The sequence below is a fragment of the Sulfitobacter sp. AS59 genome (genome assembly GCF_038899995.1).
In the GTDB taxonomy this organism is placed as follows: domain Bacteria; phylum Pseudomonadota; class Alphaproteobacteria; order Rhodobacterales; family Rhodobacteraceae; genus Sulfitobacter.
On sequence record NZ_JBBMQK010000006.1, the window covers coordinates 221,673 to 242,439 of the forward strand.

The following is a 20,767-nucleotide window of genomic DNA, read 5'->3' on the forward strand; positions in this document are numbered from 1 at the left end:
TGATCTTAGGCCATCGCAGCGACGAGGGTCGCCAAGGCTTGGGCCGGATCGTCTGATGCCCAGATTTCATCGCCGATGCCAAAGAAATCGGTAAAGGGGCTGAGGGTGCGGATCAGGTCCTCGTCCAGACCACCTTCGGCCACGCAAGGCACTTCGATCACTTCGGACCACCATTGAAACAGGTCCAGCTCGGCATGTGATCCGTCGTCCAACGCACTGGGACGGACGGGGCCAAAGCTGACATAATCTGCGCCGGCTTCACCAGCGGCCATGCCGTCATGGCGCGAGCCTGCGCAATAACTGCCAACGATGGCGTCATCGCCCAGCGTCTTGCGGGCATGGCGGACGGACCGCGCGGCGTCGGTCAGGTGCACGCCGTCCAAGCCGATGCGCTCGGCCAGCAAGGTATGGTCTGCGATCACCAGCGCGACGTCGCGCGCATCGGTAATCTCGCGCAGGGCATCAGCAGCGCGCAGCACCACATCTTCGTCGCGGGCACTAAGGGCAAGTCGGACGCAGGCAATGGACTGGCTATCTAGAACGCGGGCCAATGTCTGGGGGAAGGTTTCCAGCTCAAACGCGGGGGGTGTGATCAGATAAAGCTGCGGCTGTTCGGGCGTATTCATGACAAGCGGTCCTTTGCTGTGTTGGTGCCAATTAACGGATCGCGCAGAGAAAGAAAAACTTTTATGCCTTCGGCGAGGATTTTTTACCATTTGGAAATACGGCGTGTTCTTGTGAGAGGGCTGCCGCGCGGGTAAGAGGCAGGCATGAATGATACTGTAGAGAACCCCAAAATACCTGCATTTGTGTTGGTGCGTCCGCAAATGGGCGAGAATATCGGTGCTGCCGCGCGCGCCATGTGGAATTTCGGTTTGGACCGGATGCGCATTGTCGCACCGCGCGATGGCTGGCCAAACCCGTCGGCTGTGGCCATGGCATCGGGGGCAGGGCGTTTGCTGGACGAGGCGGTTGTTTATGACGATTTGGCCGGTTCGTTGGGGGGTGCGGCATTTGTGTTTGCCACGACCGCGCGGGACCGGGATCTGACCAAGCCAGTTTACAGCCCCGAGGCGGCGATGGCCAAAGCGGCCGAGCTGATTGCCCAAGGCCAGCGGGTCGCCGTGATGTTCGGGCCAGAGCGTGCGGGGCTAGAGAATGACGACATTGCGCGGGCCAATGCGATTGTATCTGTTCCTGTGAACCCGCAGTTTGCATCGCTTAATCTGGCGCAATGTGTGTTGCTGATGGGCTATGAATGGATGCGCGCCCAAGCGGAGATCATTCCCGAGCAGGTCGAGATGGCTGGCACGGATTGGGCGGATAATAGCGAGATCGAACATCTGGCGCGGCATTTTGAGGAACGGTTGGATGTGGCGGGGTTTTTCTATCCCGAGCACAAGGCCGCCAGCATGAAGGTTAATCTGCGCAACATGTGGTCGCGCCTGCCGTTGACCCGCGCCGATGTGCAAACCTTGCATGGTACCCTGCGACAGATGGTACGCTGGAAAGAGCGCGGCTAGACCTTTGGGCCTGTGTGACCTATTTCTGCATCAAACCTAGCAGACAAGAGGCACCATGGCCGAGAAACGTAAGCTTTTTGAGGAAGTGGGCGATGCGCAAGCCGCCCGCCCCGTTGCACAAACCGGTGTGATTGATCGGGGCCGGGGCGGCGCACGTGGTGCGATCCGCGTCTGGTTGTTCATATTGTTCGCGTTGGTCTTTGTGATGATCGCCGTTGGCGGTTTGACCCGGCTGACGGACAGCGGGCTTAGCATCACCGAATGGAAGCCCTTTACCGGGGCGATGCCGCCGCTGAACGAAGCGGACTGGCAATCGGAATTCGCGAAATATCAAGAGATTGACGAATTTCAGGTTCAGAATTCCTGGATGGAGCTGGGCGATTTTAAACTGATTTACTGGTGGGAATGGGGCCATCGCCAGCTGGGCCGTGTGATTGGGTTGGTTTGGGCGATCGGGTTCTTGTGGTTCTTGTTGCGCCGTCAAATACCCACCGGATGGACGGGCCGATTGTTGTTGCTGGGCGGGCTAGGGGGCCTGCAAGGTGCGATTGGCTGGTGGATGGTGTCGTCGGGCGTTAGCACGGGCGGCGCTGTTTTGGATGTGGCCAGCTACCGGCTGGCCACGCATCTGGGGCTGGCCTTTGTGATCCTTGGGTTTATCACGTGGTATGCGCTGATGTTGGGCCGTCCGGAAAAGGACTTGATGCAGGCGCGCCGTGCCAAGGAAGCCAAGCTTTTCGGCATGTCGACCGGGGTGCTTCACTTTGCGTTTCTACAGATTTTGCTGGGCGCGTTGGTCGCGGGGATCGATGCGGGGCGGTATTTTGTGGATTGGCCGTTGATGCAGGGGCAGTTCTTTCCGCCTGATGCGTTTAACATTGCGCCTGTCTGGCGGAACTTCTTTGAAAACCCGGGCCTTGTGCAATTCATGCACCGGATGGCGGGCTATCTGGTGTTTGCTTTTGCCGTTGTCGTTTGGCTGCGCGGCCGCAAATCTGCGCATCCCAAAACGCGCACTGCCTTTCATCTGATGATGCTTGCGATGGCAGGACAGGTCGTGCTGGGCATTGTGACCGTTCTGAACGCGGCACCCGTACACATCGCGATTTGGCATCAGGTGCTGGCTGTCATTCTGTGGGTGTTCATCCTGCGGGCGCGGTTCCTAAGCGGTTATCCCATCCCAACTTCCCTGAGAGGAAAAACCCAATGAGTGCTTTTGACGATCTGATGGCGTTTCAACGCGAGACTGAGGCGTTGGCCCAGATTGCTGGCCGTTTGGGGTGGGATCAGGAAACCATGATGCCGCGCGGCGCGGCCGCACAGCGTGGTGAAGAAATGGCCGCCGTCGAAGGGGTGCTGCACGCGCGCCGTGTTGATCCACGCATTGCTGGCTGGCTTGAAATGATCGACGAGGGCCATCTGGACGCCGCTGGCAGTGCGCAGTTGCGCCATATCCGGCGATCCCATGCGCGGGCCAGCAAAGTACCCGCAGCGCTGGCCGCACGTCTGGCGCGGATCACATCCGAGGCGCAGGGCATTTGGGCCGAAGCGCGCGAAGCGGATGATTTCAAGGCGTTCGCACCGACCTTGTCCGAGGTGATCACGTTGAAACGTGAGGAGGGCATGGCGCTGGCGGCTGGCGGCGACATCTATGACGCAATGCTGGACGACTATGAACCCGGTGCCACGGGGGCCGAGCTTGAGGCGATGTTTAGCGCGCTACGCCCCGAACTGACTCGCCTGCGCGAAGCGGTCCGCAGTGCAGAGGCCCCGCCCATGTTGCAAGGAAAGTTCGACGAATCCGCGCAGATGAAGCTGACCCGGCAGCTGGCCAAGACCTTTGGCTATGACATGAGCATGGGCCGCGTCGATAAGGCCGTGCATCCGTTTTCAAGCGGGTCGGGGCTTGATGTGCGGATCACCACACGTACGAACGAGACCGATCCGTTCAACTGTTTTTATTCAACCATCCACGAGGTCGGCCATGCGTGCTATGAGCAGGGGATCGACCGCGCCTATCTGCTGACGCCTTTGGGGGCGGGGGTGTCGATGGGGGTTCATGAGAGTCAAAGTCGGATTTATGAAAATCAACTCGGCCGCAGCCGTGCCTTTACCGGATGGTTGTTCGGCCAGATGAAAGATGCCTTTGGCGACTTTGGCGTTGCGGATGAAGACACGTTCTATCGCATCGTGAACCGGGTGTCTGACGGGTACATCCGTACCGAAGCGGACGAGTTGCAGTATAACCTTCACGTTTTGATGCGCTTTGATCTTGAGCGGGCGTTGATGGGCGGCGATTTGCAGGTCGATGATCTGGAAGCCGCTTGGAATGAACGCTTCAAGGCTGATTTTGGCTTTGAGGTGGATAAGCCCTCAAACGGCGTGTTGCAGGATGTGCATTGGTCCGTCGGGCTGTTCGGGTATTTCCCGACCTATTCCTTGGGCAATGTCTATGCAGGCTGCTTGAACGAGGCATTGCGCAAGGATATCCCGGATTTGGACAGCCACCTGACAGGGGGCGACACGAGTGCTGCCACAGGCTGGCTGCGCCAAAATGTGCAAAGTCACGGGGGGCTGTATCAACCCAAAGATCTGATCACCCGCGCTACAGGTTCAGCGCCAAGCGAGGCCCCATTGTTGACATATTTGACCTTAAAGTTCGGGGAGTTGTACCGCCTCTGATTGCGCAACTGTATTTATGCCTTGAGGCGTTGATTCGTGATTTTGGCTAGGACGGGGATGGGACCGGCTAATTAGATTAAATTTTGTGCGTGGTTTATTGCGTATTATTTGCGTACAGCTGAAATGGAATTACCGAGCCTATATTGGCACTGCTGCCTATATTTGGACCTAAATGCTTTCTGGATGGCAATATTTTAGGCAAAATTGTCACAGCGATCACACTGATGTTTAAGTTAAAATCATCCTAGGAGGAATTTCGCTTTCTACGGGGAGTTTAAGGTAAAAATACATTTGCAACGGTACGTAAATTGTGTAACTAAGTTAATAATTACTCATTTTATTATCTGGAGATATACCAATGAAACGTTTGACAGCAGTCGCAACAGCCCTTCTTTTGACAACAAGCGCGGCTTCCGCACAAACGAGCCCAGCTCTTGGCGCTGGCTTTGGCGGCGTTGGCGCTGCCGGTATCGCAGCAGTCGTTGTTTCGGTTGCCGTTTTTGCTGGCGTTGCAGCCAGCAACGACGACAGCTCGACAACTACAACAAACTAAGCTTCGGCATTAGTTTTGTAGCAGTTACGAAAGCGTCCCTTCGGGGGCGCTTTTTCGTTTGGGTGCCCCCTTGCTGGATGCTTCCAACACTTTGGCACATAATTAAAAGGCCCGCCCTAGCATGATACTAGGCGGGCCTTTTTACGTTCAGGTGTTGGGGAATTACCGAGATCAGGTTTCCTCGGAAACCTCGCCATCGATTGCATCGTCATCACCTTGGTCTGCAATCCAAGCGACACTGACGACGACCTCGCCCTTGCCGGTATCAAATACCTTCACCCCACCGGCGCTGCGCGAACGGAAGGAAATACCTTCGACCGGAACACGGATGGATTGCCCCTTGGACGTGGCCAGCATGATCTGGTCGTCCAGTTCCACCGGGAAGGACGCCACGATTTCGCCGCCGCGCATCGCCTTATCCATCGCTGTTACGCCCAAACCGCCGCGGCCACGTACCGGATAGTCATGGCTGGACGACAGTTTGCCCGCGCCTTTTTCGGTGATGGTCAGCAGCAGGTTTTCGGCGGCTGACATCTCGGCATAGCGGTCCGGGCTAATTGTCGCGTTTGCGCTGACGTCTTCATCATCGGCGGGCGCATCTACATCATCGGCCAGACCGGCCATTGCGCGGCGCATCTTGAGATAAGCGGAACGTTCATCCGACGTCGCATCAAAGTGGCGGATGATCGACATGGAAACCACCTTGTCGTCGCTGTTCAGCTTGATGCCGCGCACACCAACCGACGCGCGGCTGTTGAAAACGCGTACATCGGTGGCAGGGAAACGGATCGCGCGACCAGAGTTGGTGACCAGCATCACATCGTCATCATTCGACGCAATGCGCGCATTAATGAGCGTGGTGTCGGCATGATCGTCCTCGAACTTCATCGCGATCTTGCCGTTGCGCATGACGTTGGTGAAATCCGACAGCTTGTTGCGCCGCACGGTCCCTGCCGACGTGGCAAAGACCACCTGCAAGTCGTCCCATTCTGCCTCGTCCCGATCGACGGGCATAATGGCCGCGATGGAGACACCAACCGGGATCGGTAGGATATTGACGATCGCTTTGCCCTTGGAGGTACGGCTACCCTGCGGCAAGCGCCATGTCTTGAGCTTGTAGACCATGCCGTCGGTCGTAAAGAACAACAGCTGTGTGTGGGTATTGGCGACGAAAAGCGTGGTAACCACGTCTTCCTCTTTGGTTTGCATCCCCGACACGCCCTTGCCGCCGCGGCGTTGGCTGCGGAAATCCACCAAAGGTGTGCGTTTGATATAGCCGCCAGATGTGACGGTCACGACCATATCTTCGCGTGCAATCAGGTCTTCGTCGTCCATGTCACCGGACCAATCGACGATCTCGGTGCGGCGTGGCACGGCAAACTGGTCCTTCACCTCGGCCAATTCGTCCGAGATGATGCCCATTATGCGTTCACGGCTGCCCAGGATTTCAAGGTACTCTTTGATCTTCTTGGCCAGTTCTTCCAGCTCGTCGGTGACTTCTTTGACGCCGATCTGCGTCAGACGCTGCAAGCGCAGTTCCAGAATGGCACGGGCTTGCGCCTCGGAGAGGTTATAGGTGCCGTCGTCATTGGCGGTATGGGTCGGATCATCGATCAGCGCGATGTAAGGCAAGATCGCTTCAGCGGGCCAACGGCGCGTCATCAGCTTTTCACGCGCTTCAGCCGCGTCGGCAGAGGACCGGATGGTTGCAACGATTTCATCTATATTCGTGACGGCAACAGCCAAACCACACAGGATGTGACTGCGCTCACGGGCTTTGCGCAGCAAGAATGCTGTGCGGCGGGCAACCACGTCTTCACGGAAATCAATGAAGTAAGTCAAGAACTTGCGCAGGGTCAGCTGTTCGGGGCGGCCGCCGTTCAGCGCCAGCATGTTACAGCCGAAATAGGTTTGCATTGGCGTGAACCGGTACAATTGGTTCATCACGACTTCGGCTGTCGCATCGCGTTTCAGCTCGATCACAACGCGCACACCGTTGCGGTCGGATTCGTCTTGTACGTGGGCGATACCGTCGATCTTTTTCTCGCGCACCTGCTCGGCGATCTTTTCGATCATGGTGGATTTATTCACCTGATAGCAGATTTCGTCGATGACGATGGCAAAGCGGTCCTTGCGAATTTCTTCAACGCGGGTTTTGGCCCGCATAATGACGCTGCCACGGCCTTCAAGGTAGGCTTTGCGCGCACCGGCGCGGCCCAGCATAATGCCGCCGGTCGGAAAATCGGGGCCGGGGATGTATTCGATCAGGTCTTCGGATGTCAGATCGGGGTTTTCGATCAGCGCCTGACAGGCATCAATAACTTCGCCCAGGTTGTGCGGCGGAATGTTGGTCGCCATACCAACAGCAATACCGCCCGCGCCGTTCACCAGCATGTTCGGGAAACGTGCTGGCAAAACAGTGGGTTCACGTTCCTTGCCATCGTAGTTGTCGATGAAATTAACGGTTTCTTTGTCCAGATCGCTGGTCATGAAGGACGCGACTTTGTCCAGACGCGATTCAGTATAGCGCATCGCGGCCGCGCTATCGCCATCCATGGAGCCAAAGTTGCCCTGACCATCGACCAGCGGCAAAGACATCGAGAAATCCTGCGCCATGCGCACCAAGGCGTCATAGATCGCGCTGTCGCCGTGCGGGTGGTAGGAACCCATCACATCGCCGACGGATTTCGCAGATTTACGATAGGTTTTGTCGTGGGTAATGCCTTTTTCATACATCGAATAGATGATGCGGCGGTGAACCGGTTTCAGGCCGTCCCGCAGGTCAGGAATGGCGCGGCTGACGATGACCGACATGGCATAATCCAGATAGGATGTGCGCATCTCGTGTTCGATGGTGACCGAGGGGCCATCATAAACGGGGCGCTCTGCCGGGAGTTTGTCATCGTTTTCAGGGGTTTCTGGCGTGTCGTTCACGTAATCTGCCTAGCTCTTGCTGGTTCTATATCTTGGGGTTTTGTATAGCAGATGGCGTATATAGGGTGCAATGCCTGCGGGCTTTCTGGGTCCATTTGAATCTGGCAGATCGGCTAAGGTGTTGAAAACATGTGTGATTAAATATGCCCCATTTCGCGTGGCGTAACGTCAATTTAATACGATTTCCAAATACCGCGAAAACGGGGCTAGGATGCGGGCAAACGCCATCGGGAGGGGCAGATCATGCAGCGCATTTTGGTTAACCAAACATCCATCGAAGAGACACGGGCAGAAGAGGTGGACAGCGCGCCACTTGAGGTGGGGCAAGTCCGCCTTGCGCTGGAAAGCTATGCGCTGACCTCGAACAATGTCACCTATGCGGCGGCGGGGTTTGATATCGGATATTGGCAGTTTTTCCCAAGCGGCACAGCGGGTTGGGGGATCGTGCCGGTGTGGGGCACCGCCAAGGTCGTTGAAAGCCGTAGCGATGTGTTAGAGGTCGGCACGCGCCTTTACGGGTTCTATCCGATGGCAGATGAAGTGGTGATCACGCCTACGTCCGCGCAGGGCGGTTTCATTGACGCCGCCGAACACCGGGCGAAACTGCCGTTGATCTACAATCAATACACGCCCGTGCGTTCCGGCAGTGATGCTGACGATCATTTGCGGGCCATTTTACAGCCGCTGCTGGCCACGTCATTTTTGTTGTTCGACTGGCTGCAGGATAATGCCTGTTTTGGCGCGGATCAGATCATCATCGGCAGCGCATCGTCGAAAACCGGGCTGGGCCTGTGCAAATATCTGGCCGAGCCGGCGGACCGGACCTATCAGATTGTCGGTCTGACCTCCGCTAAAAACCGAGCCTTTGTCGAGGGGTTAGGGGCGTGTGACAGCGTGCTGACCTATGACCAGATTGACGAGATTGCACAGGTGCCATCGGTCTATGTGGACATGTCCGGCAATACCGAGGTGAAGGCCGCGCTGCATGATCATTTGGGCGATACGCTCAAGCATTCGGCGGCCGTGGGGCTAAGCCATTGGGATCACTTTGCCCCGTCGCAAAAGCTGTCCGGCCCCAAGCCGGAGTTCTTTTTTGCCCCCTCGCAGGTGGCCAAACGGCGCGCCGAATGGGGCCCCGGCGAGATTGAAAAACAGATCACAGCCGCGTGGAAAAGGATCGCTGTGGATGCGTCAAACTGGATGGATGTGAAGGTCTATGACGGCGTCGCCGCGTCAGAGGCACCATATCACGCTTTGGTCACGGGGCAGGCTGACCCGAAGACCGCCGTGATCATCCGGCCCTAGCGGTCAGGCCGAACAGCTGGCACCGCCAAGAACGCAGAACTTGGCGCAATGCGGATGGTTCAGGGCGACGTCCTTTTCCGCCTCTTCCAGGCTATTGCCCAGCTCGAATTCAGGGCTGTAGGGCAGCAAGGTGCAGGCCAGAACGGCGGGCTTTTCCGCGCCTTTGCGTTTGACCACCATGCGCGAACTTGCGCACATGATCGCATCGGGGGATTTGTTTAAGATACCCCAGCAAGCGGTTGTAATTTCTGGTACTTCTACATTTTCATCCATCTCGGGGAACAGCACGGTCATGCCGGGATCATAGGCGTCGATGTCGAATCCGTGCTCGGCGTAGAACGCACCATATCCCGCGCGGCTGTCTTCATCGCTGTCGCCAAAAACCGACCGGCCCGCGACCGCCATGCGAATGCCATTGTCGCGCAGCCAAGTCATGCCGGTGATGGTCTTTTCCAGCGCACCAGCGCCGCGTTCAGCATCATGTAGATCGGCACGGTAGTGATCGACCGAAATCCGCAGCGTCAGCTTGCCGGGGTAGGCCGCGTTCAGCCGCGTCAGGCCCGCCAACACCGATTTGCGCATCATGGGCCGCATCGCATTTGTCAGAATCAGCACATCATATCCCGCCTCAAGCGACGCTTCGGTGATGTCGATCATCTGCGGGTTCATAAAGGGTTCACCGCCGGTAAAGGCAATCTCGGTCACGGGCCAATTGCGCGCGGTGATCTGACCCAGATAATAGCGCACTTCAGCGGCCGTGATATACACCAGCGCATCATTGGTCGGGCTGGACGCGATATAGCAGTTCACGCATTCAATGTTGCACAAGGTGCCGGTATTAAACCACAATGTTTGGGGGTTGGTCAGGCTGACGGTCGCGCGGTCTTCGCCCTTGGCAGTCACCAACGGGTTTTCGAATTTACCTGCGTTTGCCTGTGCAAAGTCTTTCATCGACACTGCGCCCTTAGATGGTTTGCGTTGTTTCTTTGTCTAGGCGAATGGTAAAACCAATAAAACCCTGTGTATTCTTTCGCACATACTTGTGAAGCGTGGCAAAATCTGTATGTTTGCGCTAACATTGATTGAAACGCCCAAGCGCTGCGTCCGTGCAGCAAGGAGAGTTGCCCCGATGGTCTCACGCGTTATTCCGGTCGATCCATTTGATTTGGTGATTTTTGGCGGCACCGGAGATTTGGCCCGTCGTAAAATCCTGCCGGGCCTGTTTCGCCGTTTCTGTTCCGGTCAAATGCCCGAGAACGCGCGCATTATTGGTGCCGCGCGCACAGATATGGACGCCGATGGCTACCGCGAGATGATCGCCGAGGCGATTGCTGAATTCAACGCGGATTTCGAGCATGAGAAGGGCCAGCTTGAGGCGTTTTTGGCCAGTTTGCAATATGTGACCATCGACGCCAAAGGCACCGATGGCTGGGAAGCGTTGCAAAAGCTGATGGCGGGTACGGACCGCGTCGAGGCCTATTATTTCTCGGTCTCGCCTGCGCTGTTCGGTGATTTGGCGGAACGGTTGCAGCACTGGGGGATGGCGGATGCGCGCAGCCGGATTGTGGTCGAAAAACCTTTTGGCCGCGATCTGGAAACCGCCCGCGCCTTGAACGCCACGCTGGCCAAGTATTTCGACGAAAGCCAGATTTACCGGATCGATCATTATCTGGGCAAGGAAACCGTTCAAAACCTCATGGCTGTCCGCTTTGGCAACATGCTGTTTGAGCCGCTTTGGAACAGTCAATACGTGGACCACATCCAGATCACGGTGGCCGAAACCGTCGGCGTTGGGGGCAGGGGCGAATATTACGATAAATCCGGTGCGATGCGCGATATGGTGCAAAATCACCTGATGCAGCTGCTGTGCTTGATTGCGATGGAACCACCTGCGCGGTTTGATCCTGACGCGGTGCGTGATGAAAAGCTCAAGGTGATCCGTGCGCTGGATCCGGTGCTGCCGCATCACATCTCGCGCGGGCAATATCAGGCGGAGCCGTGCAACGAGACGGAGCACCCCGGCTATCGCACTGCCGTGGGCGACCCGCGTTCGCGGACCGAAAGCTTTGTCGCGCTCAAGGCCCACATTAGCAACTGGCGGTGGGCGGGTACGCCGTTTTATCTGCGCACCGGCAAACGTATGGCCGCGCGGTCGTCCGAAATCACGGTCGTGTTCAAGGAAACCCCGCATTCGATCTTTGCCGAAGATGCAGGCCGGCACCGCAATGTTCTATCGATCCGCTTGCAACCGAACGAGGGCATCACCCTTGGCGTGACGATCAAGGAACCGGGCCCCGGCGGTATGCGCCTGATCGACGTGCCGCTTGATATGACCTTTGCCGAGGCGTTGGGGCCTGACGGGTCTGAACATGTGGATGCCTATGAGCGCCTGATCATGGACGTGATCCGTGGCAACCAGACCCTGTTCATGCGCGGCGATGAGGTTGAGGCCGCATGGGCCTGGACCGATCCGATTATCCAAGGGTGGGAGGCGCGCAATGATGTGCCCAAACCCTATGATAGCGGGTCGGACGGCCCGACGGATGCCAATGAAATGATGCGACGTGACGGCCGAAAATGGCGGGAGCTTTCGATATGAAACTGATTGAATATGCTGATCGCGAGGCACTTGCGATCGATGTGGCCAATATGCTGGCGGGCGAGTTGAAAAATGCGCTGCTGTCCCATGATAGCGTCAGCCTGGCCGTGCCCGGTGGCACAACGCCCGGCCCGATTTTTGACAGCCTAAGTGCTGCGAGCATTGATTGGGCGCGGGTGCAGGTCATGCTGACTGACGAACGTTGGGTCGCCCCCGATCACGAGATGTCGAATGCGCGCCTTTTGCGTCAACGCCTGTTGGTCGGCCCTGCCGCGGCGGCAGGGTTCACGCCGTTTTTCGTCGACGGGCTGACGGCGGCCGAAGCATCGGAAAGCCTATCTGACACTGTCGCGCAGCATCTGCCGCTTTCGGTGCTGGTCTTGGGCATGGGCGCGGATATGCACACGGCCTCACTTTTCCCCGGATCAGAGGGCTTGGCGGCGGCAATGGCCGATGATGCGCCTGCGGTCTGCCCCATTCACGTTGCGGGCCAAGACATTGGCCGCATTACCCTTTCGCGCCCCGTGCTTGAGGGGGCCATGTCAACGCACCTGGTTATCTTTGGCGATGAAAAACGCGCAGCGGTAGAGCGGGCCTTGACCCTTCCGGCCCATGAGGCCCCCATCGGCGCAGTGTTACAAGAGGCGGTAGTCCATTGGGCAGCATGACAAAATTCGACGACCTAATTGCGATGCAGGCCGCGGTCAAAGACCGGTCGATCTTGTCGCTGTTCGATGATGCGCGCCGCGCCGCGACCTTCAGCGCACAAACCGGCGACATGTTGTTCGACTTCTCCAAGACCAACTTGGAGGCGGGTACGATGGACGCCTTGCTGGCCCTGATCGATGACGCCGATGTTCCGGCGCGCCGCGATGCGATGTTTGCGGGCGACAAGATCAACGAGACCGAAGACCGCGCTGTCTTGCACACCGCCCTGCGCAATCTCGATGGCGGACCGGTGATGGTCGATGGTGCGGATGTCATGCCGGATGTTCTGGCCACGCTGGACCGGATGCGCGATTTTGCAGATCAAATCCGCGCCAGCGACATTACCGATGTGGTAAATATCGGCATTGGCGGCTCTGACCTTGGCCCCGCGATGGCCGTTCAGGCGCTGTCCCCCTATCATGACGGGCCGCGCTGTCATTTCGTATCGAACGTGGACGGCGCGCATATCGCTGACACGCTGCGCGGGCTTGATGCAAAAACCACGCTGGTGATTGTCGCGTCCAAGACGTTCACGACCATTGAGACGATGACCAATGCCCGCACGGCGCGCGCTTGGATGACGGAACATGGCGGTGATCCGGCGCGCCAATTCGCAGCACTCAGCACCGCACAAGACAAAACTGATGCCTTCGGGATCAACGCCGCGCAGGTCTTCGGCTTCGAAGACTGGGTTGGCGGGCGTTATTCCGTCTGGGGGCCGATTGGTCTGTCCTTGATGATCGCAATCGGTCCGCGCGCCTTTCACGCGTTTTTGCGCGGCGGGCAATCCATGGATCGCCATTTTTGCGCCGCTGCCCCTCATGAAAACCTGCCGATGCTGCTGGCGCTTGTCGGCATATGGCACAACCAGATTTGCGGCTACGCGACCCGCGCCGTACTGCCCTATGATCAACGTCTTGGGCAATTGCCCGATTACCTGCAACAGCTTGAAATGGAATCAAACGGCAAAACCACCCAGATGGATGGCAGCACAGCGCCGTTCAACACAGGCCCCGTGGTCTGGGGCGCGCCCGGCACCAATGGCCAACACGCGTTCTATCAGCTGATCCACCAAGGCACCCGCGTGATCCCCTGCGAGTTCCTGATCGCTGCGAATGGCCATGAACCCGATCTTGCGCATCATCACAAACTTCTGATCGCCAATTGCCTTGCCCAGTCCGAGGCTTTGATGCGCGGGCGCAGCTTGCAAGAAGCATCTGAAATCATGGCGGCCAAAGGCCTGACAGGGGCCGAACTTGACCGTCAGGCGCGCCACCGCGTTTTCCCCGGCAACCGTCCGTCGACAACCCTCAGCTATCCGCTGCTCGACCCGTTCACGCTTGGGCAAATCATCGCGCTCTACGAACACCGCGTCTTTGTCGAAGGAGTGATCTTGGGCATCAATTCTTTCGATCAATGGGGGGTTGAACTGGGCAAGGAACTCGCGACATCCCTGCAGCCCATTGTCGATGGCTCAGAACCCGCCACCGACAAAGACGGATCAACCGCCGCGCTTGTCGCCTTCATCGCAAAACACGCAGATTAGCCCATAACCTGTTTCATTTTGCCAAATAAACTCCGGGGAGTTTGAGGGGCAGCGCCCCTCATCCCCTTACAAACAATCTATACCAAGTCCGGATGCCGCCCGACACGGTTGGCCAATCTGGCGACTGTCAGACCTTGGACAATGATTGAAAACACCACAACGATATAGGTGCAGGTCAGGATCAGCGGCTTCCATTCCCCATCGGGCAGCGACAGCGCCAATGCGACGGAAATCCCGCCCTTCAACCCGCCCCATGTCATGATCGGGATCACCCCTTGGTTAAAGTCGCGGAACGGGCGCAAGATCGCGATAGGCACGGCAACGGCTACCAACCGACCCAGCAGGGCTAGGATGATCGCGGCCATCCCCGTCAGGAACAGGTCGCCGTTAAAGGCGATGGCGAATACTTCGAACCCGATCATCAGGAACAGCACCGCGTTCAAAATCTCGTCGATCAGCTTCCAGAATGCCTCGACATAGCGGCGGGTTTCCTCGGACATGCCGCGCGCTGCACCCACATCGCCAATTAAAAGGCCCGCGCACACGGCCATGATCGGGGCCGATACATGCAGCGCCACAGCCAGCTCATAGCCGCCAAATGCCAAGCCGAGGGTCAACAAAACCTCAAGCGAATAGTCGTCAATCCGGCGCATCACGCGAAACGTCAACCAGCCGAGGACCAGCCCCAATACCGCGCCGCCAACGGCCTCTTGCAAGAACAGCTGACCTGCGGCCACCACGGCATTCCCGTCTGACCCATGATCGCCTGTCATCGGATAGGCCAGACCCACCAAAATCAGGAACACCACATAGCCGACGCCGTCATTGAACAGGCTTTCGCCAGCGATCTTGGTCTCCAGCGATTTGGGCAGATCCGCCTCTCGCAGGACCCCCAGCACGGCAACCGGATCAGTCGGCGATATCAACGCGCCAAACACCAGCGCCGTTAGTAGGGGCATGCCTGTTAACCACGAAAAACCAACACCCACGATTGTGGTCGACAGGGCAACGCCCAGCGTCGCCATCAGTGCCACGATCACCCATTCGCGCCGCAGATCCGAGGTTTTGACATGCAGCGCGCCGGCGAACAGCAGTAGACCCAGCATGCCTTCCAGCAGCGCCTCGGAAAAATCGATGCCGGTAACGACGCCGCGCACGGAATCCGCGATGCCCAAGCTGGGCAACACCAGATCAATGCCTAGTAATCCAAAGGATGCGATCAGCGCCACGACCAGAATACCGATGGAGGAGGGCAGTTTCAGGAACAGATAGTTTATCGCCCCGAACCCCCCGGCCATGACGATCAAAAGCGAGGTGATTTGCAGAAAGGTCATGGCACTAACTTTCGTGTTCGGGCTTACAGCTTGATGTCGTAGGTGACCCAAGGCGTGCGCGTGGCCAGTTTGTCATAAACGCCCCGGCCGCGATAGTTGTCTTCGGCAGTGATCCAGCGCACGGTGCCCCAGCCCTTGTCTTGGGCCACGGTTTTCACCGCCCCGATCAAGGCTTGCGCGGCCCCTGATCCGCGCGCGGCAGGGTCCACAAACAGGTCGTCCAGAAAACAATTGGTGCTGGCACGCAACTGGCTGACAAAGGGCCGGAAATGCGTGAACCCGATCAGCGCACCCGTCGCATCTTCGGCGACGATGCAATTGCTGCTGTGTGTGTCATCCATCAGCCAACCAAACACGGTTTCACGCATCTGCGGCGTTTGATCGACCTTATAGAATGCGGCGTATCCGGCAAACAGACCTTCCCAAGCGGCGCGGTCTGCGGGGGCGATCGGGCGTGTGGTTACGGTCATATCAAGTGCCTTTCAGGTTTCGGCGGTGGCCTTGTCGTGGGTTTCAAAATGACGTTTCAGACGGTCGGGCAGGGGGTAGCGACCTGATCCGTCCTTTTTCAACAAGACAAGCACACAATCAAAGGTCGCGCGCAGCTGCCCGCCGACCCAGATTTGCTGGCTGATGCTATAGGATGTGTTGCGAAACCCGGTGCAGCGGCAGGTCACAATGTAATCTTCACGCTCTAGCAATTCGTGCAAATACCGGATCGACCCTGACCGGATCACCACGCGGGGGCCGGGGGCATCCATCAACCCCTGTTCCACGAGCGTTTGCGTGTACCTGATGCGCAGCCGTTCGAACCATTCAAAGTAGGTGCAGTTGTTGACGTGGTTGTTGGTGTCCAGATCGGAATACCGCACTTGATCGGCCATCGCCAAGGGTTGTGGGTCGATCAGACCGGCGTCACGTTGCTGATCTGCGCTAAGTGGCGAATGGTAAACAAGTTTCATTCACCCTGCGTAATCATGTGTGTGTTCGCTTGCAAGACCCGGTTGGATTGGTAAATGTGTGGCCAAACCAAAATCGGGAGGAAGCGCCATGCTTGGCCAAATGATGAATAAGTCGCTAACGATCTCTAGCCTGATCGAACACGCGCAGCGCTATCACGGGACGGGCGAAATCTATTCGGTCAATACCGGTGGCGGGGTCGAGGAAACCACTTGGGGCCAAGTGGGCCGGAATTCGCGCGCCTTGGCATCGGCACTGACGAACCTTGGTCTGGAACCACAGGCGCGCTGCGGTACCATCGCATGGAATAACCGCCGCCATCTTGAGATTTACTTCGGTGCGTCCGGTGGCGGCTTTGTCTGTCACACGATCAACCCGCGCCTGTTCCCCGAACAGCTGGTTTATATTCTGAACCACGCCGAAGATAAGGTGCTGTTCATCGACAAGACATTTGTCCCATTGATCGCCGCGATCATGGACAAGCTTGAGCATCTGGACCACATCGTGCTGATGGAAGGCACGGACGCTGAGGCCGCCAAACAAATCCCCGGTCTCAAGTTCTATGATGATCTGATCGCCAGCGGTGATCCTGAATTCGACTGGCCTGAGTTGGATGAAAACACGGCCTCCAGCCTGTGTTATACCTCTGGCACAACGGGCAACCCCAAGGGTGTGCTGTATTCCCACCGCTCGACCGTCTTGCACAGCTTTGGCATTAACCTTGCTGACAGCATCGCGATCTCCGCCAAAGAGGTCGTGCTGCCGGTTGTGCCGATGTTCCACGTCAACGCATGGGGCGCGCCTTATGCTTGTGCCATGGTCGGTGCGCGTATGGTGATGCCGGGGCCGGGTCTGGATGGCCCGTCGTTGGTGGGCTTGATCGACAAATACAAAATCACGCTGGCACTTGGTGTCCCGACAATCTGGCTGGGTCTGCTGGGCGAGGCTGACAAAATCGGCTCGTCCCTGAGCAGCCTCAAGCGCACGGTTGTCGGCGGCTCGGCCTGTCCGCCGTCAATGATGACAGCCTTCCGCGAAAAATACGGTGTTGAGACGATCCATGCTTGGGGCATGACAGAAATGTCCCCTGTGGGCAGTATCAACCAGCCCTTAGCCAAGCATCTGGACCTGCCAGAGGCCGACCAGCACAAGCTGCGCGAAAACCAAGGGCGGCCCGTCTACGGTGTGGAGCTTGAGATCATGGATGAGGATGGCAATCCCGTCCCCCATGATGGGCAAACCCAAGGTGATCTGGTCACCAAGGGGTTCTGGATTCTGGATGCATATTTCCGCAAAACCCGCGAGGAAACGCTGACCAAGGATGGTTGGTTTGACACCGGCGATGTGGCGACGATGGATGCGGATGGCTATGTCACGATCCGCGACCGGTCCAAGGATATTATCAAATCGGGCGGCGAATGGATCAGCTCGGTTGAGCTGGAAAATATCGCGATTTCGCATCCCAAACTGTCAGATGCCGCCGTCATCGGTGCGCGTCACGAGAAATGGGACGAACGCCCGATCCTGATCGCGGTCAAGGCCGAAGGGCAAGAGCCGACAGAAGAGGAAATTCTGGCGGTGTTCGATGGCAAGATCGCGAAATGGCAAATTCCGGACCGCGTGGTATTTACCGATGTGCTGCCGCGCAACGCAACGGGCAAAGTGCTAAAGCGTAACCTGCGCGACAGCTTTGGCGAAGTCCTGATGATGGGCTGATGTCTTCGGTTGCTGGCTCTGAAATACGGCCAGCAACCGTCTTGAATGTCCGGGACGTGCGCCCCGGGGTCTAGGGCGGCGTCAAATAATATGACCGCTCCGCCGTTTGCATGATTTGCAGATTTTTTGGGGCATCACGTGGCTGTCGCGCCAGCGGTGAAAACCCAGATAACACGGAAAATGCGCTAACGCGCGATACATTGAAAAAAACATTGAGCTACCTACAGTGGTAAGGAAATCGAAAGAACAATTTTCGTAAATAACCAGATTGCTGGTTGGTAAAGAAATCTACCGACTGCGCGCCGTGCGTCAAATGGTTAATAAACTATTAACGTATTGGGTTGTTCGTGTTTGGTGCCAGCCAATTTGAGGTGGAATTTCGCGCAACCCATACTAGAATTTTGCATGCATTTTGGACAAATATGCGGCGAAAATAAGGGCTTTCAACCGCACAGCGTTTACGTGCGCGTGTTTTACACGTCACCTATGATTCGCGATGAATAATGGAGTTTTCAGCCTTCAATCGGCTCGCGCTGTCGTCTATTGACCGCAGCGATTTGGCGGAAAGGTGGTAGGCCCAGCAGGACTATCAGACGATTGATTTCGGCCATATAAATTCGGCGTTTTTGCATACATGTGTCACACGCGGAACCGAGCGTGTGACACAATGTAAATTATAAACGCGCAAAGCTGCACCAATTTCGCCACTGAGGTTCTGCTTTTCGATTTATTTATCAGCCCCAACTATACGATTGTATTTATCAGCCCTAACACTACAATAGTGTCCCGTCATCACTATTTTGAATTTAGAGTCGGGTAAGCAACTAGATGTCTTATAAGTAAATTCTGCCGTGAACGGGAACACTTTAGGATAGCAGCATCATTCTGTATCAAATATTATAGGGAGTTCTTATGAGTGTTTTGATCCGGTGCGAGGAAGCCAAGATGCTTTTAAAGCACCAAATGTACAACGCAGCGCTTATTCTTTTGCTAGTGGCGGTTAGCGGTGCCTCAGAGGTTCGCCGTAAAGAGGTTAATGGAAAGAAAAAATTCCCTGGCGATGATAGGAAATATTTTTTAGATTTTTTAAATAGAGCCGACGAAAGATTTTCTGATACTGTTTTCTTTTTGGGCAAACCGCATCAAATAAGCTTAATATTTTGTAAATATCTTAGATGTGACCTTTTTCATGAAGCGAAGATAAACTTTGGAGAGCTTAATGGTTCGATGAAGCTAATTTCAATAGATGGATGAAGTTTTAATATAGGCTTCGACGCAATCGAAGCACTTATCGATGCTATTGAAGCTGAAACTAAAGATCCAGTACTATACCCCTATACACATGAAAAGGTTGACTTTCCAACTTTCATTCGTGACCGGGACGCGCTAAGAGCCTGTAAGTTGGACCTTAAAGAAGCATATTGTTTATCTATCGGCCGACTAGATGCAATGGAAGAGCTTCTTGTACAACTAGGTCCAAAGTTCTTGCTTGAATCTGATCCAAATAAAATTCAAGAGCGGCTGCAGGGTAGCTGGGCTTCTGTTATGAGGTGGTCTGGATTTAACGGAGGAGCAAATTCAGGCTTGTTGCATACAAAGTTTCCTTTGATTGAGTTCTCCGGTGAGATAAATCCTTCTAATTACGATACAATTAGGCTTACAGATCATAGGATATTCATACTAAAGAAATTATCCGAGCACTTCGTTTCTAAGTATTGATGTGGAAATAATAGAACTTTTTTGTGGAATATTCTCATTTGCATATTACCAATCAATCGACGCTAGTCGGCTGTTCGCGCGCTCTGCCAATCGCTGCCGCTCAACGCCCTTCGTGTAGACCTCAGAGCTGCTTGCATTTGCATGGCCATGCACTGCCATGATCTCGTACTGGGTGGCGCCGTGAAGAGCCATCAGGTGGCCGGCAGCTTTGCGAATACCGTGCGACGATAGCCCAGTCAGCCCCGCATCACGGCACCAGGTCTGCATGCTGTTGCGGAGTGTCTCAGCGCTTCCAAATGGCTTGCCTGACCGATTGAGCAGATATGTGTCGCCAACAACTGTCTGCGCCTAGATCGCTTGTGCCAATGGCGGCAGGATCGGCAGCGAGATAAACTGCGCGTTTTTTTCGAGGGTTGCCATTCCAGCCAGCTGACGCCACCTTTTTTCACTTCGTTCGGTCGTCCAAGCTTGTAGGCTTCGCTGATCCTGCAGGCGGTAAACATGAACAGTGTCAGGGTCAGGTGAGCCATCGTGCCTTTGGGGTGCGCTTCCCTGAATTTTTCAAGATCATCGAGCGTCCAGGGCTTTGCGCCGCCCTTGCTGACATAGTTCACCTTGATCGCCGCTGCGGGGTTGGTCTGGGTGTATTTTCGATCCAGTGCCCACTTGAACATTGCCTTGAGCATCTTGAACGTGTTTGTCGCCTTGCCAGGGGTAGACATCAGGCTGTCCCTGAACAGCACGAGCTCGTGAGGGGGGATATCGACCGGCAGGGTTGCGTAAGCTTTTCCCAGCGATCTTCCGGTTTGGCTGATATGGGCCAGAAATCCCGGCATCAGGTTTTCCCGCTGCTTATAGGTCAGAATGCTGGCATCGCCGTTGTCTACGGCTGTTTTCAGATATTTCAAATAAGCGGTCCCGAGCCAACCCAAGGTTCCGGTCTGTGCCGACGTCACTTTCAAATCTGGTTATTTCTTGACGCCTGATCGAGCGGCCACATAGATCTCGTGAAACTCTGGATGGTCAGGGTCCACGGTCAGCGTTACGCGCTTCTTTGGGTCACCTTCAACGCGCACCAGCCACCGTACATTTCCCGATGGCATGGACAATATGAGATGCCCCTAGTTTCCTAGACGCCTGCTTTGTTCAGTTTTAACTCTCTTGCTTCATAGTCAATCGGTGACAGCA

Annotated in this window: 17 protein-coding genes; 10 read left to right on the top strand and 7 right to left on the bottom strand. The window is 56.2% G+C overall.

Features of this window, described 5'->3' with window-relative positions; all coding sequences use genetic code 11:
- Nucleotides 1–5: 5 nt before the first annotated feature.
- Nucleotides 6–626 (bottom strand): thiamine phosphate synthase, encoded by a 621-nt coding sequence (locus WNY39_RS14575; protein ID WP_342846615.1) that lies wholly within the window; start codon nucleotides 624–626, stop codon nucleotides 6–8.
- A gap of 144 nt (nucleotides 627–770) precedes the next feature.
- Here WNY39_RS14575 and WNY39_RS14580 point away from each other — a divergent pair, with 144 nt between their 5' ends.
- The 4 genes from WNY39_RS14580 (at nucleotide 771) to WNY39_RS14595 (ending at nucleotide 4,758) form a co-directional block, all read left to right on the top strand.
- The gene (locus WNY39_RS14580; RefSeq protein WP_342846617.1) at nucleotides 771–1,523 is read left to right on the top strand and encodes an RNA methyltransferase; all 753 of its coding nucleotides are present in this window, start codon (nucleotides 771–773) and stop codon (nucleotides 1,521–1,523) included.
- Nucleotides 1,524–1,578: 55 nt separating this feature from the next.
- Nucleotides 1,579–2,733, top strand: a complete 1,155-nt coding sequence (gene ctaA / locus WNY39_RS14585) for a heme A synthase (protein ID WP_342846619.1) — start codon at nucleotides 1,579–1,581, stop codon at nucleotides 2,731–2,733.
- Nucleotides 2,730–4,205 (top strand): carboxypeptidase M32, encoded by a 1,476-nt coding sequence (locus tag WNY39_RS14590; protein ID WP_342846621.1) that lies wholly within the window; start codon nucleotides 2,730–2,732, stop codon nucleotides 4,203–4,205. Before ctaA ends, WNY39_RS14590 begins: the two co-directional genes overlap by 4 nt.
- 358 nt (nucleotides 4,206–4,563) lie before the next feature.
- A complete protein-coding gene (locus tag WNY39_RS14595; RefSeq protein WP_342846623.1) occupies nucleotides 4,564–4,758 on the top strand; it encodes a hypothetical protein in 195 nt (64 codons plus the stop codon).
- A gap of 171 nt (nucleotides 4,759–4,929) precedes the next feature.
- Here the strand turns inward: WNY39_RS14595 and gyrA are convergent, their stop codons facing one another.
- On the bottom strand, nucleotides 4,930–7,692 hold the full coding sequence (gene gyrA, locus WNY39_RS14600) for a DNA gyrase subunit A (RefSeq protein WP_342846625.1): 2,763 nt from the start codon (nucleotides 7,690–7,692) through the stop codon (nucleotides 4,930–4,932).
- Nucleotides 7,693–7,935: 243 nt separating this feature from the next.
- On the opposite strand from gyrA, the gene WNY39_RS14605 reads away from it, so the two are divergent.
- Nucleotides 7,936–8,997, top strand: a complete 1,062-nt coding sequence (locus tag WNY39_RS14605) for a DUF2855 family protein (protein WP_342846627.1) — start codon at nucleotides 7,936–7,938, stop codon at nucleotides 8,995–8,997.
- Nucleotides 8,998–9,000: 3 nt separating this feature from the next.
- On the opposite strand, the gene WNY39_RS14610 is transcribed toward WNY39_RS14605, so the two are convergent.
- Nucleotides 9,001–9,948: a radical SAM protein gene (locus WNY39_RS14610; protein WP_342846629.1), complete on the bottom strand. Its 948-nt coding sequence runs from the start codon at nucleotides 9,946–9,948 to the stop codon at nucleotides 9,001–9,003.
- A gap of 178 nt (nucleotides 9,949–10,126) precedes the next feature.
- Between WNY39_RS14610 and zwf the strand changes: the two genes are divergently transcribed.
- The 3 genes from zwf to pgi are packed head-to-tail and all read left to right on the top strand — an operon-like array spanning nucleotide 10,127 to nucleotide 13,850.
- Nucleotides 10,127–11,596 (top strand): glucose-6-phosphate dehydrogenase, encoded by a 1,470-nt coding sequence (gene zwf, locus WNY39_RS14615; protein WP_342846631.1) that lies wholly within the window; start codon nucleotides 10,127–10,129, stop codon nucleotides 11,594–11,596.
- Nucleotides 11,593–12,264 carry a 6-phosphogluconolactonase gene (pgl, locus tag WNY39_RS14620; RefSeq protein WP_342846633.1) on the top strand — a complete coding sequence of 224 codons (672 nt, stop codon included), beginning with the start codon at nucleotides 11,593–11,595 and terminating at the stop codon, nucleotides 12,262–12,264. The genes zwf and pgl overlap by 4 nt, the downstream gene beginning before the upstream one ends.
- Nucleotides 12,261–13,850, top strand: a complete 1,590-nt coding sequence (pgi, locus tag WNY39_RS14625) for a glucose-6-phosphate isomerase (protein ID WP_342846634.1) — start codon at nucleotides 12,261–12,263, stop codon at nucleotides 13,848–13,850. The genes pgl and pgi overlap by 4 nt, the downstream gene beginning before the upstream one ends.
- A 77-nt stretch (nucleotides 13,851–13,927) precedes the next feature.
- Here pgi and WNY39_RS14630 read toward each other — a convergent pair whose 3' ends face one another.
- The 3 genes from WNY39_RS14630 to WNY39_RS14640 are packed head-to-tail and all read right to left on the bottom strand — an operon-like array spanning nucleotide 13,928 to nucleotide 16,146.
- The gene (locus WNY39_RS14630; RefSeq protein WP_342846636.1) at nucleotides 13,928–15,184 is read right to left on the bottom strand and encodes a sodium:proton antiporter; all 1,257 of its coding nucleotides are present in this window, start codon (nucleotides 15,182–15,184) and stop codon (nucleotides 13,928–13,930) included.
- Between the two features lie 23 nt (nucleotides 15,185–15,207).
- Nucleotides 15,208–15,654 carry a GNAT family N-acetyltransferase gene (locus tag WNY39_RS14635; protein ID WP_342846638.1) on the bottom strand — a complete coding sequence of 149 codons (447 nt, stop codon included), beginning with the start codon at nucleotides 15,652–15,654 and terminating at the stop codon, nucleotides 15,208–15,210.
- 12 nt (nucleotides 15,655–15,666) lie between these two features.
- Entirely contained in the window at nucleotides 15,667–16,146 is a 480-nt protein-coding gene (locus WNY39_RS14640; protein ID WP_342846640.1) for an acyl-CoA thioesterase, read from the bottom strand.
- An 88-nt stretch (nucleotides 16,147–16,234) separates the two neighbouring features.
- On the opposite strand from WNY39_RS14640, the gene WNY39_RS14645 reads away from it, so the two are divergent.
- Together WNY39_RS14645 and WNY39_RS14650 are read left to right on the top strand one after the other, a co-directional pair.
- On the top strand, nucleotides 16,235–17,860 hold the full coding sequence (locus tag WNY39_RS14645; protein ID WP_342846642.1) for a long-chain fatty acid--CoA ligase: 1,626 nt from the start codon (nucleotides 16,235–16,237) through the stop codon (nucleotides 17,858–17,860).
- Nucleotides 17,861–18,772: 912 nt separating this feature from the next.
- Nucleotides 18,773–19,114, top strand: coding sequence for a hypothetical protein (locus WNY39_RS14650; RefSeq protein ID WP_342846644.1), 342 nt, complete (start codon nucleotides 18,773–18,775; stop codon nucleotides 19,112–19,114).
- Between the two features lie 701 nt (nucleotides 19,115–19,815).
- On the opposite strand, the gene WNY39_RS14655 is transcribed toward WNY39_RS14650, so the two are convergent.
- The gene (locus tag WNY39_RS14655; protein ID WP_342846646.1) at nucleotides 19,816–20,487 is read right to left on the bottom strand and encodes a hypothetical protein; all 672 of its coding nucleotides are present in this window, start codon (nucleotides 20,485–20,487) and stop codon (nucleotides 19,816–19,818) included.
- Nucleotides 20,488–20,767: the final 280 nt, after the last annotated feature.